13 protein-coding genes are annotated in these 15,385 nt (G+C 57.7%); 12 read left to right on the top strand and 1 reads right to left on the bottom strand.

Annotated elements, in window-relative coordinates:
• The first annotated feature begins 1 nt into the window (after window position 1).
• From AC1DHT_RS08080 to AC1DHT_RS08120, 9 genes are all read left to right on the top strand, one after another.
• On the top strand, window positions 2-706 hold the full coding sequence (locus AC1DHT_RS08080; RefSeq protein WP_019692321.1) for a succinate dehydrogenase iron-sulfur subunit: 705 nt from the start codon (window positions 2-4) through the stop codon (window positions 704-706).
• Between the two features lie 262 nt (window positions 707-968).
• A complete protein-coding gene (locus tag AC1DHT_RS08085; RefSeq protein WP_123585365.1) occupies window positions 969-3,800 on the top strand; it encodes a 2-oxoglutarate dehydrogenase E1 component in 2,832 nt (943 codons plus the stop codon).
• Between the two features lie 42 nt (window positions 3,801-3,842).
• Window positions 3,843-5,063, top strand: coding sequence for a 2-oxoglutarate dehydrogenase complex dihydrolipoyllysine-residue succinyltransferase (gene odhB / locus AC1DHT_RS08090; protein ID WP_429540312.1), 1,221 nt, complete (start codon window positions 3,843-3,845; stop codon window positions 5,061-5,063).
• Window positions 5,064-5,174: 111 nt separating this feature from the next.
• Window positions 5,175-6,611 (top strand): dihydrolipoyl dehydrogenase, encoded by a 1,437-nt coding sequence (lpdA, locus tag AC1DHT_RS08095; RefSeq protein WP_019692318.1) that lies wholly within the window; start codon window positions 5,175-5,177, stop codon window positions 6,609-6,611.
• Window positions 6,612-6,807: 196 nt separating this feature from the next.
• Complete coding sequence (gene sucC, locus AC1DHT_RS08100; protein WP_007919879.1) at window positions 6,808-7,974, top strand: ADP-forming succinate--CoA ligase subunit beta; 1,167 nt, start codon at window positions 6,808-6,810, stop codon at window positions 7,972-7,974.
• Window positions 7,974-8,855, top strand: coding sequence for a succinate--CoA ligase subunit alpha (gene sucD / locus AC1DHT_RS08105; RefSeq protein ID WP_017127973.1), 882 nt, complete (start codon window positions 7,974-7,976; stop codon window positions 8,853-8,855). The genes sucC and sucD overlap by 1 nt, the downstream gene beginning before the upstream one ends.
• Before the next feature lie 413 nt (window positions 8,856-9,268).
• Window positions 9,269-10,582: a branched-chain amino acid transport system II carrier protein gene (brnQ, locus tag AC1DHT_RS08110; protein WP_427545760.1), complete on the top strand. Its 1,314-nt coding sequence runs from the start codon at window positions 9,269-9,271 to the stop codon at window positions 10,580-10,582.
• 223 nt (window positions 10,583-10,805) lie between these two features.
• Complete coding sequence (locus AC1DHT_RS08115; protein ID WP_019692314.1) at window positions 10,806-11,543, top strand: DUF599 domain-containing protein; 738 nt, start codon at window positions 10,806-10,808, stop codon at window positions 11,541-11,543.
• Window positions 11,543-11,944 (top strand): MAPEG family protein, encoded by a 402-nt coding sequence (locus AC1DHT_RS08120; protein WP_427545757.1) that lies wholly within the window; start codon window positions 11,543-11,545, stop codon window positions 11,942-11,944. Before AC1DHT_RS08115 ends, AC1DHT_RS08120 begins: the two co-directional genes overlap by 1 nt.
• 66 nt (window positions 11,945-12,010) lie before the next feature.
• Here AC1DHT_RS08120 and AC1DHT_RS08125 read toward each other — a convergent pair whose 3' ends face one another.
• A complete protein-coding gene (locus AC1DHT_RS08125) occupies window positions 12,011-12,250 on the bottom strand; it encodes a hypothetical protein (protein WP_427545764.1) in 240 nt (79 codons plus the stop codon).
• 160 nt (window positions 12,251-12,410) lie between these two features.
• Here AC1DHT_RS08125 and AC1DHT_RS08130 point away from each other — a divergent pair, with 160 nt between their 5' ends.
• The 3 genes from AC1DHT_RS08130 to htpG all read left to right on the top strand — a co-directional run bounded on the left by AC1DHT_RS08130 (window position 12,411) and on the right by htpG (window position 15,330).
• Entirely contained in the window at window positions 12,411-12,887 is a 477-nt protein-coding gene (locus AC1DHT_RS08130) for a PaaI family thioesterase (protein WP_427545755.1), read from the top strand.
• On the top strand, window positions 12,884-13,336 hold the full coding sequence (locus AC1DHT_RS08135; RefSeq protein ID WP_427534575.1) for a PaaI family thioesterase: 453 nt from the start codon (window positions 12,884-12,886) through the stop codon (window positions 13,334-13,336). Before AC1DHT_RS08130 ends, AC1DHT_RS08135 begins: the two co-directional genes overlap by 4 nt.
• An 89-nt stretch (window positions 13,337-13,425) precedes the next feature.
• On the top strand, window positions 13,426-15,330 hold the full coding sequence (htpG, locus tag AC1DHT_RS08140) for a molecular chaperone HtpG (RefSeq protein WP_427545753.1): 1,905 nt from the start codon (window positions 13,426-13,428) through the stop codon (window positions 15,328-15,330).
• Window positions 15,331-15,385: the final 55 nt, after the last annotated feature.

Below are 15,385 nucleotides of genomic sequence, written 5' to 3' on the forward strand. Positions count from 1 at the left end.
CATGTTGCAAGTCAGTGTTTATCGCTACAACCCTGATCAGGACGCCGCGCCGTTCATGCAGGAATTCCAGGTCGACACCGGTGGTAAAGACCTGATGGTGCTGGACGTGCTGGCCCTGATCAAAGAGCAGGACGAAGGTTTCTCCTATCGTCGCTCTTGCCGTGAAGGTGTTTGCGGTTCCGACGGCATGAACATCAACGGCAAAAACGGTCTGGCCTGCGTCACGCCGCTGTCTGCCGTCGTCAAAGGTAACAAGTTGATCGTTCGTCCTCTGCCAGGTTTGCCGGTTATCCGTGACCTGGTCGTCGATATGAGCATCTTCTACAAGCAATACGAAAAGGTTAAGCCTTTCCTGCAGAACGACACGCCGGCTCCGGCCATCGAGCGTCTGCAGACTCCTGAAGAGCGTGAAAAGCTCGACGGTCTGTACGAGTGCATCCTGTGCGCTTGCTGCTCGACCTCTTGCCCGTCCTTCTGGTGGAACCCGGACAAGTTCCTGGGTCCAGCTGCTCTGCTGCAAGCTTATCGCTTCCTGGCAGACAGCCGTGATACCAAGACTTCCGAGCGTCTGGCTTCGCTGGATGACCCGTTCAGCGTATTCCGCTGCCGCGGGATCATGAACTGCGTCAACGTATGTCCGAAAGGCCTGAACCCGACTAAGGCCATCGGTCACATACGTAACATGCTGCTGCAAAGCGGCGTGTGATTCAGCTGTTGTACCCGTAGAACTGCTGTACCCGTAGAGGCTAAGGCGCGGGCTTCAACCCGCGTCTTGGCTATAACCAGAGTGGCAGCCCACAAGGCTGCGGCTCTTATTTTGAAGAAATGAGACAAGCAGGGGCATCCGGGCTGGTACCCGGACTATCAGCGTGATCCTAAGTGGCTTGTTTTGGTCGCTGCATTCGGACTTCTGCAAGCTTGCTCGGTGTCTTCGCCGATGGTGTTCCCCTAACCGAGGGTGACCAAGCATGCAAGAAAGCGTGATGCAGCGCATGTGGAACAGCGGCTATCTTTCAGGTGGTAACGCTGCCTATGTGGAAGAGCTTTATGAGCTCTACCTGCACGACCCTAACGCTGTGCCAGAAGAGTGGCGCACCAAATTTCAGACGTTGCCCGCTGACGGCAACGCTGCCACCGATGTATCGCACTCGACGATTCGCGATCATTTCGTGCTGCTGGCAAAGAACCAGCGCCGCGCCCAACCGGTTTCCGCCGGCAGCGTGAGCAGTGAGCACGAGAAGAAGCAAGTTGAAGTACTGCGACTGATCCAGGCCTACCGGATGCGTGGCCACCAGGCAGCCCAGCTTGACCCGCTGGGGCTGTGGCAGCGTCCTGCACCTGCAGACCTGTCGATCAATCATTACGGCTTGACCAATGCCGATCTTGATACGACCTTCCGTGCCGGCGACCTGTTCATCGGCAAAGAGGAAGCGAGCCTACGCGAAATTCACGAAGCGTTGCAGCAGACATATTGCCGCACCATCGGCGCTGAATTTACCCACATCGTCGATTCCGAGCAGCGCCAGTGGTTCCAGCAGCGTCTGGAAGGTGTGCGCGGTCGTCCGGTGTATTCGGCCGACATCAAGAGCCACCTGCTCGAGCGCGTCACCGCAGGCGAAGGTCTGGAAAAATACCTGGGTACCAAATACCCGGGCACCAAGCGTTTCGGCCTGGAAGGCGGCGAAAGCCTGATTCCGATGCTTGACGAGCTGATCCAGCGCTCCGGTTCCTACGGCACCAAGGAAATCGTTATCGGCATGGCCCACCGTGGCCGTCTGAACGTGCTGGTCAACACCTTCGGCAAGAACCCGCGAGAGCTGTTCGACGAGTTCGAAGGCAAGAAGAAGGTCGAGCTGGGTTCCGGTGACGTTAAATATCACCAGGGCTTCTCCTCCAACGTAATGACCACAGGCGGCGAAGTCCACCTGGCCATGGCGTTCAACCCGTCCCACCTGGAAATCGTTTCGCCAGTGGTCGAGGGTTCGGTCCGTGCCCGTCAGGATCGTCGTAACGATCCGACCGGTGAGAAAGTCCTGCCGATTTCCATCCACGGTGACGCGGCATTCGCCGGTCAGGGCGTGGTCATGGAAACCTTCCAGATGTCGCAGACTCGCGGCTTCCGGACGGGCGGTACTGTTCACATCGTGATCAACAACCAGGTTGGCTTCACCATCAGCAACCCGGAAGACTCGCGTTCCACCGAGTACGCCACCGACGTTGCGAAAATGATCCAGGCGCCGATCCTCCATGTGAATGGTGATGATCCGGAAGCCGTATTGTTCGTGACCCAGCTGGCTATCGACTACCGCATGCAGTTCAAGCGTGACGTGGTGATCGACCTGGTCTGCTACCGTCGTCGCGGCCACAACGAAGCGGACGAGCCAAGCGGCACCCAGCCTCTGATGTATCAGCAGATCACCAAGCAGCGCACCACGCGTGAGCTGTATGCCGATCGTCTGACCCAGAGCGGTGTGCTTGACGTTGCACGTGTTCAGGCGAAAGTCGACGAATACCGCAACGCGCTGGACAACGGCCTGCACGTAGTGAAAAGCCTGGTCAAGGAACCGAACAAAGAGCTGTTCGTCGACTGGCGTCCGTACCTGGGCCACGCCTGGACTGCGCGTCACGACACCACGTTCGATCTGAAGACCCTGCAAGAGCTGTCTGCCAAGCTGCTGGAAATCCCGGAAGGTTTCGTGGTTCAGCGCCAGGTTGCGAAGATCTACGAAGACCGTCAGAAAATGCAAGCCGGCGGCCTGCCGATCAACTGGGGTTACGCCGAAACCATGGCGTACGCGACCCTGGCGTTCGAAGGTCACCCGATTCGCATGACCGGCCAGGACATCGGCCGCGGTACGTTCTCGCACCGCCATGCGGTATTGCACAACCAGAAAGACGCGGGCACCTACATCCCGTTGCAACACCTGTACGAAGGCCAGCCACGTTTCGACCTGTACGATTCGTTCCTGTCCGAAGAAGCCGTACTGGCGTTCGAATACGGCTACTCCACCACCACGCCTGACGCGCTGGTGATCTGGGAAGCCCAGTTCGGCGACTTTGCCAACGGTGCCCAGGTGGTTATCGACCAGTTCATCACTAGCGGTGAGCACAAGTGGGGCCGTCTGTGCGGTCTGACCATGTTGCTGCCACACGGTTATGAAGGTCAGGGTCCGGAGCACTCTTCGGCTCGTCTGGAGCGTTACCTGCAGCTGTGCGCCGAGCACAACATTCAGGTGTGCATGCCGACTACGCCGGCCCAGATCTACCACTTGCTGCGTCGCCAGGTGATTCGTCCCCTGCGCAAACCACTGGTAGTGCTGACTCCGAAGTCGCTGCTGCGTCACAAGCTGGCCATCTCGACCCTGGAAGATCTGGCCGAAGGTTCGTTCCAGACCGTTATCCCGGAAATCGATGCGCATGATCCGAAAAAGGTCACTCGTCTCGTGCTGTGTAGCGGCAAGGTCTACTACGACCTGCTGGAAAAACGCCGTGCCGAAGGTCGTGATGACATCGCCATCGTGCGTCTTGAGCAGTTGTACCCATTCCCTGAGGACGACTTGATTGAAGTCCTGGCTCCTTATTCCAACCTCAAACACATCGTTTGGTGCCAGGAAGAGCCGATGAACCAGGGTGCCTGGTACTGCAGTCAGCATCACATGCGTCGCATCGTTGGCGGTCACAACAAGTCTCTCGTACTCGAGTACGCGGGCCGTGACGCTTCTGCTGCACCTGCATGTGGTTATGCATCGATGCACGCCGAACAGCAGGAAAAACTGCTGCAAGACGCCTTTACTGTTTAACGCCTTCGCGCACCTGAAACCGAATTTAAGGAACCACAGACAATGGCTATCGAGATCAAAGCCCCCACTTTCCCGGAATCGGTTGCCGATGGCACCGTTGCCACCTGGCACAAAAAACCGGGCGACGCGGTCAAGCGCGACGAACTGATCGTCGACATCGAAACCGATAAAGTCGTACTGGAAGTGTTGGCTACCGCTGATGGCGTTCTGGGCGCTATCGTCAAGAACGAAGGCGACACCGTTCTGTCCGACGAAGTCCTGGGCTCCATCGGAGAGGGCAGTGCTGTTGCCGCCGCTCCAGCCGCTGCTGCTGCTGCGCCTGCACAGGCTGCTGCTTTGTCCGTTGTTGGCGAAGATGATCCTGTTGCTGCACCAGCTGCTCGCAAGCTGGCTGAAGAAAGCGGCATCAACATCGCTTCCGTTGCCGGTACTGGCAAAGGCGGTCGTGTGACCAAGGAAGACGTGGTTGCAGCCGTTGCTGCCAAGAAAGCCGCTCCGGCTGCCGCGCCTGCCAAGGCCGCTGCCCCGGCTGCCGCTGCTCCTGTGTTCGCTGCTGGCGACCGCACCGAGAAGCGCGTGCCGATGACCCGCGTGCGTGCAACCGTGGCCAAGCGCCTGGTTGAAGCACAGTCGAACATGGCGATGCTGACGACCTTCAACGAAGTCGACATGACTGAAGTCATGGCCCTGCGTTCGAAGTACAAGGACCTGTTCGAGAAGTCCCACAACGGCGTGCGCCTGGGCTTCATGTCGTTCTTCGTGAAAGCGGCCACCGAAGCGCTGAAACGCTTCCCGGCTGTCAACGCTTCCATCGACGGCGGCGACATCGTCTACCACGGCTACGCTGACGTCGGCGTTGCTGTGTCCAGCGACCGTGGCCTGGTGGTGCCGGTTCTGCGTAACGCCGAACTGATGAGCCTGGCTGAAATCGAAGGCGGCATTGCCAACTTCGGCAAGAAGGCTCGCGACGGCAAGCTGACCATCGACGAAATGACTGGTGGCACGTTCACCATCACCAACGGTGGTACATTCGGCTCGATGATGTCGACCCCGATCGTCAACCCGCCGCAAGCGGCTATCCTGGGCATGCACAACATTCTGCAGCGTCCAATGGCGATCAACGGTCAGGTTGTTATCCGTCCGATGATGTACCTGGCTCTGTCCTACGATCACCGCTTGATCGACGGCAAAGAAGCTGTGACCTTCCTGGTTACCATCAAGAACCTGCTGGAAGACCCGGCTCGTCTGCTGCTGGATATCTGATTTCGTTGCACGGGCCGCTCAGCGATGAACGGCCCATCTGTAATGACCAGCTTCGTCCCACGACGGTCCCCTGAACGGGATCGTCCGGTTTGATTCGAGAAGGAATGACACATGACTCAGAAATTCGACGTGGTAGTGATTGGTGCGGGCCCTGGCGGCTACGTAGCTGCCATTAAAGCGGCGCAACTTGGCCTTTCGACTGCCTGCATCGAGAAATACACCGATAAAGAGGGCAAGCTGGCCCTCGGCGGTACTTGCCTGAACGTCGGCTGCATTCCGTCCAAGGCGCTGCTGGACAGCTCCTGGAAGTTTCACGAAGCTCAAGACGGCTTCGCGATCCACGGCATCAACCACGCTGGCGTGACCATGGACGTGCCAGCAATGGTCGGCCGCAAGGCTAACATCGTCAAAGGCCTGACCTCTGGCGTTGCCACCCTGTTCAAAGCCAACGGCGTGACCTCCCTGCAAGGCCACGGCAAACTGCTGGCCGGCAAGAAAGTCGAACTGACCAAGCCTGACGGCAGCGTCGAAATCATCGAAGCCGAGAACGTGATTCTCGCTTCGGGCTCGCGTCCGATCGACATTCCACCGGCTCCGGTTGACCAGAAAGTCATCGTCGATTCGACGGGCGCACTGGAATTCCAATCGGTTCCAAAACGTCTGGGCGTGATCGGCGCTGGCGTGATCGGCCTGGAACTGGGTTCGGTATGGTCCCGTCTGGGCGCTCAAGTGACTGTCCTGGAAGCCCTGGACACGTTCCTGATGGCTGCTGACACCGCCGTTTCCAAAGAAGCGCTGAAAACCCTGACCAAACAAGGTCTGGACATCAAGCTGGGCGCGCGCGTTACCGGTTCCAAAGTCAACGGCGAAGAAGTCGTGGTGACCTACACCGACGCCAACGGCGAACAGACCATCACCTTCGACAAGCTGATCGTAGCCGTTGGTCGCCGTCCAGTGACCACCGATCTGCTGGCTGCCGATAGCGGCGTGACCATCGACGAGCGTGGCTTCATCTTCGTTGACGACCAGTGCGCGACCAGCGTTCCGGGCGTTTATGCGATCGGTGACGTGGTTCGCGGCATGATGCTGGCGCACAAGGCCTCGGAAGAGGGCATCATGGTTGTCGAGCGCATCAAGGGCCATAAAGCCCAGATGAACTATGACCTGATCCCTTCGGTTATTTATACTCACCCGGAAATTGCATGGGTGGGTAAAACCGAGCAGGCCTTGAAAGCTGAAGGCGTTGAAGTTAACGTCGGCACTTTCCCGTTCGCAGCCTCTGGCCGTGCCATGGCAGCCAACGATACCGGCGGTTTCGTCAAAGTGATCGCCGATGCCAAGACTGACCGCGTATTGGGCGTCCACGTGATTGGCCCGAGCGCAGCAGAACTGGTACAGCAGGGCGCAATCGGCATGGAATTCGGCACTAGCGCCGAAGACCTGGGCATGATGGTTTTCTCCCATCCGACCCTGTCCGAAGCCTTGCACGAAGCAGCTCTGGCAGTGAATGGCGGCGCCATTCACATCGCCAACCGCAAGAAGCGTTAAGACAATAAGAAACCACGGCGGAATGGCCCGTCGTGAGCCTTGCCTGCAAGACTCACCGCGGAAAATCCGCTGGACGCAGTCTTGCGTAGCTGTACCGGGTATCCGGAAAGGCTACGCAAGCAGCAGTCACAGGTGGTGCGGCACTTGAATGAGTGCAGCACCGAATGCGCAGTACCTAACGAAGACGGTAATAAGCATGAATCTTCACGAGTATCAGGGTAAGCAGCTGTTCGCTGAGTACGGCCTGCCAGTATCGACCGGTTACGCGGTAGACACCCCGGAAGCAGCAGCAGAAGCTTGCGACAAAATCGGCGGCAGCGAGTGGGTTGTCAAAGCCCAGGTTCACGCAGGTGGTCGCGGTAAAGCGGGCGGCGTCAAGCTGGTTCGCAGCAAAGAAGACGCTAAAGCATTCGCTCAACAGTGGTTGGGCAAGCGTCTGGTGACTTACCAGACTGATGCCAATGGTCAGCCAGTCACCAAGATCCTGGTTGAATCGTGCACTGATATCGCTAAAGAGCTGTACCTGGGCGCTGTCGTTGACCGTTCGAGCCGTCGCATCGTGTTCATGGCTTCCACCGAAGGTGGCGTGGACATCGAGAAAATCGCTCACGACACCCCTGAGAAAATCCTCAAGGCCACTATCGATCCACTGGTTGGCGCTCAGCCATTCCAGGGTCGCGAGCTGGCATTCCAGCTGGGTCTGGAAGGCAAGCAAGTTGCTCAGTTCGCCAAGATCTTCGTAGGTCTGGCCAAGCTGTTCAAGGATCACGACCTGGCTCTGCTGGAAGTGAACCCGCTGGTGATCAAGGCTGACGGCGATCTGCACTGCCTGGACGCGAAGATCAACATCGACGCCAACGCCATGTACCGTCAGCCTAAGCTGAAGACTTTCCACGATCCGTCGCAAGACGATCCGCGCGAAGCGCACGCTGCCAAGTTCGAACTGAACTACGTAGCCCTGGAAGGCAACATCGGTTGCATGGTCAACGGTGCTGGCCTGGCCATGGGTACCATGGACATCGTCAACCTGCATGGCGGCAAACCAGCCAACTTCCTCGACGTGGGCGGTGGTGCTACCAAAGAACGCGTTACCGAAGCGTTCAAGATCATCCTGTCCGACACTAACGTCGCTGCAGTATTGGTCAACATCTTCGGCGGCATCGTTCGCTGCGACATGATTGCCGAAGGCATCATCGGCGCTGTGAAAGAAGTCGGCGTGAAAATCCCGGTTGTTGTTCGCCTTGAAGGCAACAACGCTGAGCTGGGCGCTAAAGTACTGGCAGAAAGCGGTTTGAACATCATCGCTGCTACCAGCCTGACCGACGCTGCTCAACAAGTCGTTAAAGCTGCGGAGGGCAAATAATGAGCGTCCTGATCAATAAAGACACCAAAGTTATCTGCCAGGGTATTACCGGTTCGCAAGGTAGTTTCCACACCCAGCAAGCCATCGAATACGGCACCAAGATGGTTGGCGGCGTAACTCCAGGCAAAGGCGGCACCGAACACCTGGGCCTGCCAGTGTTCAACACCGTGAAAGATGCTGTAGCTGCCACTGGCGCCACCGCCAGCGTGATCTACGTTCCAGCTCCTTTCTGCAAGGACTCGATCCTGGAAGCAGCATTCGGCGGCATCAAGCTGATCGTTTGCATCACTGAAGGCATTCCTACCCTGGACATGCTGGATGCCAAGGTCAAGTGCGACGAACTGGGCGTGATCCTGATCGGCCCTAACTGCCCAGGCGTGATCACTCCAGGCGAATGCAAGATCGGCATCATGCCAGGTCACATTCACTTGCCAGGCAAGGTCGGTATCGTTTCGCGTTCCGGCACCCTGACCTACGAAGCTGTCAAGCAGACTACTGACGCCGGTTTCGGTCAGTCGACTTGCGTCGGCATCGGTGGTGACCCGATCCCGGGTTCGAACTTCATCGACATCCTGAAGCTGTTCCAGGAAGACCCGAAGACCGAAGCGATCGTCATGATCGGTGAGATCGGCGGTTCGGCTGAAGAAGAAGCGGCTGCCTACATCAAGGCACACGTGACCAAGCCGGTTGTTTCCTACATCGCTGGTGTGACTGCTCCTCCGGGCAAGCGCATGGGCCATGCTGGCGCAATCATCTCTGGCGGCAAAGGCACTGCAGACGAGAAATTCGCTGCTCTGCAAGACGCAGGCGTTAAAACCGTGCGTTCGCTGGCAGACATCGGCAAGGCCCTGGCCGAGCTGACTGGCTGGGCAGTCAAGTAAGCCTCGCGCTTAGCTGACGCTCCACCAGACAAAGGCCACCTTCGGGTGGCCTTTGTCGTTTCTGACGTTTATGTGGGGGAGCGGTGAGGGCCTCATCGCGAGCAGGCTCACTCCCACAGGTTTTATGAGCACTGAGATTCAATGTGGGAGCGAGCCTGCTCGCGATGGCTTACTTACTGTCGACAACCATTTAGATGCAAAAACACGACATGGATATGTCGCGCATCGGATAGTTCGCCCTGTAATAGTGCGTTTGTCAGACAAATTCGTTACGCTAGCCGCCATTTTGCGTTTGCTGCCCACAAGGACGCTGCGCGCTAAACGGGTCAGTCCTATACGGACCGACAGCATTTCCCTCACCCATAAGGGAAATCCCTCTCTAAATTCCGATTCAGTAGTGTGGTATTTCCTTAATGAAAGTGTTGAAAGGCCAGGACATCCTGGCACTCGGCTTTATGACGTTTGCCCTGTTCGTCGGGGCGGGCAACATCATCTTCCCGCCTATCGTCGGTTTGCAGTCCGGGCCTAATGTCTGGATGGCGGCGCTGGGCTTTCTGATCACCGCCGTCGGTTTGCCGGTGATCACCGTCGTCGCACTGGCCAAGGTCGGTGGCGCCATGGACACCTTGAGCAGTCCGATCGGCAAAATCGCCGGTGGCGTGCTGGCGGCCGCGTGCTACCTCGCTGTGGGCCCGCTGTTCGCCACCCCGCGGACCGCGACCGTGTCCTTCGAAGTGGGCCTGGCGCCGCTGACCGGCGAAAGCCCGCTGGCGCTGCTGCTCTACAGCTCGGTTTACTTCCTGTTGGTATTTTTCATCTCGCTGTACCCGGGCCGTCTGCTGGACACCGTGGGCCGTTTCCTCGCGCCACTGAAGATCATCGCCCTGGCCGTGCTCGGCATCGCCGCGTTCGCCTTGCCGGCGGGTGACATCGGCACCGCCACACCTGAGTACGTTGCGGCACCGTTCTCCCAGGGGTTCATCAATGGTTACCTGACCATGGATACCCTTGGTGCTTTGGTGTTCGGCATCGTGATCGTCAACGCCATTCGTTCTCGCGGCGTCGAGTCGCCAGCCCTGATCACGCGTTACGCGATCATCGCCGGGCTGATTGCCGGTGTCGGTCTGGCGCTGGTGTACGTGAGTCTGTTCCGCCTGGGTTCGGGCAGCCATGAAGTGGCCGTCGGCGCTACCAACGGCGCAGCGGTATTGCACGCGTATGTGCAACACACTTTCGGTTCCCTGGGCAGCGGCTTCCTGGCGGTGCTGATTTCCCTGGCCTGCCTGGTGACGGCAGTCGGCCTGACCTGTGCTTGCGCCGAATACTTCAGTCGCGTGCTGCCACTGTCCTACAAGACACTGGTGATCATCCTGGCGGCGTTCTCGCTGCTGGTGTCCAACCTGGGCCTGACCAAGCTGATCGCGTTCTCGATCCCGGTACTGACTGCAATTTATCCACCTTGCATCGTTCTGGTGGCGCTGAGCTTCTGCAAGGATTTCTGGCTGGAGCAGGGGCGCATCGTTGGCCCGGTAATGCTGGTGTCGTTCCTGTTCGGCATGATTGACGCGCTCAAGGGCGCGGGTCTGGCGGACTGGATGCCAACTCAACTGGCACACTTGCCGCTGGCCGAGCAAGGTCTGGCATGGCTGGTGCCTTGCTTCTTTACCCTGGTGGTTGCATTTGCGTGCGACCGTTTGCTGGGCAAGCGCAGCGAAGCCCTGGCCTGACGCTTCAAGGCCCGCCACAAGCGGGCGTTGAGCAACAACAGAAATGCCCCGTATCAATCGATACGGGGCATTTTTATGGGCGAGTGAAAATCTAATGTGGGAGCGAGCTTGCTCGCGAAGAGGGCATAACATTCAATAGGCGTGCTGACTGAAAGTCCGCTATCGCGAGCAGGCTCGCTCCCACAGGTTTTTGGTATACCGCTCACACACCACAGGGATACGCATGTCGTTCATCCACACCAATCTGATCCACATTATTGCCGCGCTCTGGTTTGTCATCTGCTGGGGCGGTTACACCCGTTACGCTATCTGGAAGGGCCGCGATACCGCGTGCCTGGCCAGTGTGCTGCACCTTTACCGCGAAGACTGGATGCGCCGCATGCTGCTGCGTGACAACCGCATCGCTGACGCCAGTGTGGTGGGCAACCTGGAGCGTAACGCCTCGTTCTTTGCCTCGAGCACTTTGATCATCCTCGCGGGTATTCTCACGGTGCTGGGCTCCTCCGAGCGGGCGCTGTCGTTGCTGGCCGACATTCCGATGGTTCAACAGGCTTCCCAAGGCATGTCGGAAATCAAGCTGCTGTGCCTGGCGCTGGTGTTCGTCTACGCCTTCTTCACCTTCAGTTGGTGCATGCGCCAATACAACTTCGCGGCGATCCTGATCGGCTCGGCGCCGATGATCGGTGAGCGCCACGTGTCCGAGCAGGAGCGCAAGGCCTTCGCTTCGCGTGCCGCGCGGGTGATCTCGATGGCGGCCAACCAGTTCAACTTTGGCCTGCGTTCTTATTACTTCGGCATGACCATGCTCGCCTGGTTCGTCAGTCCGTGGCTGTTCATGTTGATGAGCGCGGGCGTGGTGCTGGTGTTGTATCGCCGGGAGTTTCATTCCGACGTGCTCGACGTAATGGTCTATACCCCTACAGAGGCGCCATTGCCTGAGGCGATCAAAGAGGTAGCCTGATGAGTATCCCGTTCTGGTGCGTGTTTATCAGTGCCTTGCTGATTTTTATCGCCCGCATACCGGTGGCCAAGGCCATGAAAGAGCAGGGTGGTTACAACAATCACCTGCCGCGCGCGCAACAAGTACAGCTCACAGGCTTCGGCGCTCGCGCACTGGCCGCGCATCAGAACAGTTTCGAGGCCTTCATGCTGTTTGCGGTCGGGGTGTTGATGGCGCACACCACGCAAACGGCGGGGTGGCTGGTTGACGTTCTGGCAGTCATCTTCGTGATTGCCCGGGTGATCTACTTGTTGTGCTACTGGGCAGACTTGGCCTGGCAACGAAGTCTGGTGTGGTTTGTCGGCCTGGTCTGTTCGTTTTTGCTGATGCTTAGTCCGACCCTGCGCACGGTGTTGCTCTAACACTTTAGCGGCGAACACAATAAAGCCCGCACTTGGCGGGCTTTATTTTTGCTGCACTAAAACCGATTAGTTGGTTTTAGGTGCGGCTTCTTCAGCAGCTGCTTTGCTCGAATCTACCTGAGCTTTGGCAGCATCGGCGGCTTCTTTCGCTGCGTCGTTCACTTTATCCTGAGCTTCGCCAATTTTCTGCTGGACTTGTTCAATTTTTTGGGTGGTTTCTTGAGCTTTGTCCTCGGGTTTTTTACCGCAGGCAGCGATGCCGAGGGAAGCGGTCAACATCAAGGCAATAGCTAAAGTCTTACGCATGGGGTGTTTCTCCTGGTGGAAAATATCTACTTGCCCTTTCGAACGCAGCACCATGGATTAAGTTCCATGTTTCCTACAGATATATAAGATTTATCTTGGTTGGAACTTTTTCTTAGTCCCTCAACTGCTATGCAACACCACTAAAAAGAGCCTTTATCGAATGATCGACAACCCCGTTTTCGAGCGTGCGACACGGTTTTTAACGGCGCTGAGGCATTGCCAGGTGCTCGGGTTACGGGTGCACAGCGCAAGTAATGACGGGCTGACAATCACGTTGCCGTATAGCCCGCAGATCGTCGGTAATCCGCAAACCGGTGTGATTCATGGCGGCGCCATCACCTCGTTGATGGACACCGCGTGCGGCATGGCAACGCTCTGCGTTTTGCCGGAGTTCGAGGTTTGCCCGACCCTGGATCTGCGTATCGACTACATGCACCCGGCCGAGCCGCATAAAGAGGTGCATGGTTTTGCCCAGTGCTACCGGGTGACGACTGATGTGATTTTCACGCGCGGGTTTGCTTACCAGGATGATCCGCAAAAGCCGATCGCCCATGTAGTCGGGACCTTCATGCGCATGGGCAAAGGCGTCAAAGGCACCAAGGGTTTTGGTGGTGTCATCAGTGGGGGGACGAAATGACGGATAATTTCAAAGAGCAATTGCAGCAGGCTCACGAGCGTGGGGACTACGCCACGCTGCTGCAACTGATCCCCTATGCCAAGCTGATTGGCGTCGAGTGCTCGCGGCTGGGCGATGAGCTGATTTTTCGTTTGCCGGCGAACAAGGACAATATTGGCAACCCTTTGCTGCCTGCGATTCATGGCGGGGTGATAGCCGGGTTCATGGAACTGGCGGCGGCCCTGCATTTGCTGATCTTTACCGGTTCCCCCGGTGTGCCGAAGATCATCGACTTCTCCCTCGATTATCTGCGTGCCGGGCAGTTTCGCGACACCTACGCCAAATGCCAGGTGTGCCGTCAGGGACGGCGGGTCGCCAACGTCGCGATAACTGCATGGCAGAGCACTCAAACCGAGCCGATTGCCACGGCGCGTGCCCATTTCAAAATTGAAGAAACGCCAAGCCCTTGAAATTCTGGGCTATGCCCCCAACTCTGATGACATCCCGCCGTCACCCCTTCAGGGTGCGGCCACTGCCATCCAATCGGAGTTTGATGACCATGAGCGTGGAAACTCAAAAGGAAACCCTGGGCTTCCAGACCGAGGTGAAGCAACTGCTGCACCTGATGATCCATTCGCTGTATTCCAACAAGGAAATTTTCCTTCGCGAACTGATCTCCAACGCCTCCGACGCTGTCGACAAATTACGTTTCGAAGCCCTGTCCAAGCCTGAGTGGCTGGAAGGTGGCGCTGAACTGAAAATCCGTGTGAGCTTCGACAAGGACGCGAAAACCGTCACCCTCGAAGACAACGGTATCGGCATGAGCCGTGACGATGTCGTGACCCACCTGGGCACCATCGCCAAATCCGGCACTGCCGATTTCATGAAGCACCTGTCTGGCGATCAGAAGAAAGACTCGCACCTCATCGGTCAGTTCGGCGTAGGTTTCTACTCCGCGTTCATCGTTGCCGATAAAGTCGACGTGTTCAGCCGCCGTGCCGGCCTCGCTGCCAGCGAAGGCGTGCACTGGTCGTCCAAGGGCGAAGGCGAATTTGACGTCGCCACCATCGACAAGGAAGACCGCGGTACGCGCATCGTCCTGCACCTGAAGCCCGCTGAAGACGAGTTCGCCGATGGCTGGCGTCTGCGCAACATCATCAAGAAGTACTCCGATCACATCGCGTTGCCGATCGAACTGCCGAAAGAAGTGGCAGCCGCCGAAGGCGAAGAGAAACCAGCCGTTGAATGGGAAACCGTCAACCGCGCCAGCGCTCTGTGGACCCGTCCGCGTACTGAAGTCAAAGACGAGGAATACCAGGAGTTCTACAAGCACATCGCTCACGATTTCGAGAACCCGCTGAGCTGGAGCCACAACAAGGTCGAAGGCAAGCTGGAGTACAACTCGCTGCTTTACGTACCGGCCCGTGCTCCGTTCGACCTGTATCAGCGTGAAGCGCCACGTGGCCTGAAGCTGTACGTGCAGCGCGTGTTCGTCATGGACCAGGCTGAGTCGTTCCTGCCGCTGTACCTGCGTTTCATCAAAGGTGTGGTCGACTCCAACGACCTGTCGCTGAACGTCTCGCGGGAAATCCTGCAGAAAGACCCGATCATCGACTCGATGAAGTCGGCGCTGACCAAGCGCGTTCTGGACATGCTGGAAAAACTGGCGAAGAACGAGCCTGAGCAATACAAGGGCTTCTGGAAAAACTTCGGCCAGGTCATGAAGGAAGGCCCGGCTGAAGATTTCGCCAACAAAGAGAAAATCGCTGGCTTGCTGCGTTTCGCCTCCACCCAGGGTGAAGAGGGCGAGCAAGTGGTCTCGCTGGCCGAATACCTGGCTCGCGCCAAGGAAGGTCAGGACAAGATCTACTACCTGACCGGTGAAACTTATGCACAGGTCAAGAACAGCCCGCACCTGGAAGTCTTCCGCAAGAAAGGCATCGAAGTGCTGCTGCTGACCGACCGTATCGACGAGTGGCTGATGAGCTACCTCAACGAATTCGACGGCAAGAGCTTTGTCGATGTGGCACGCGGTGACCTGGACCTGGGCAACCTGGACTCGGAAGAGGACAAGAAGGCCGCCGAAGAAGTCGCCAAGAGCAAAGAAGGCCTGGTTGAGCGGATCAAGACTGCGCTGGGTGAAACCGTCAGCGAAGTGCGGGTTTCCCACCGTCTGACCGATTCTCCGGCGATTCTGGCGATCGGTGAGCAGGACCTGGGCCTGCAAATGCGTCAGATCCTTGAAGCCAGCGGTCAGAAGGTTCCGGATTCCAAGCCGATCTTCGAATTCAACCCGGCTCACCCGCTGATCGAAAAACTCGACGGTGAGCAGAGCGAAGAGCGTTTTGGCGACCTGTCGCACATCCTCTTCGATCAGGCAGCCCTGGCTGCCGGCGATAGCTTGAAAGACCCGGCCGCCTATGTGCGCCGTCTGAACAAGCTGCTGGTTGAGCTGTCGGTTTAACCGAGTTGTAGAAAAACCCGCTTCGGCGGGTTTTTTCATTCTGGCGTTTCTTTAC

The sequence above is a fragment of the Pseudomonas sp. 05N432 genome (genome assembly GCF_056396945.1).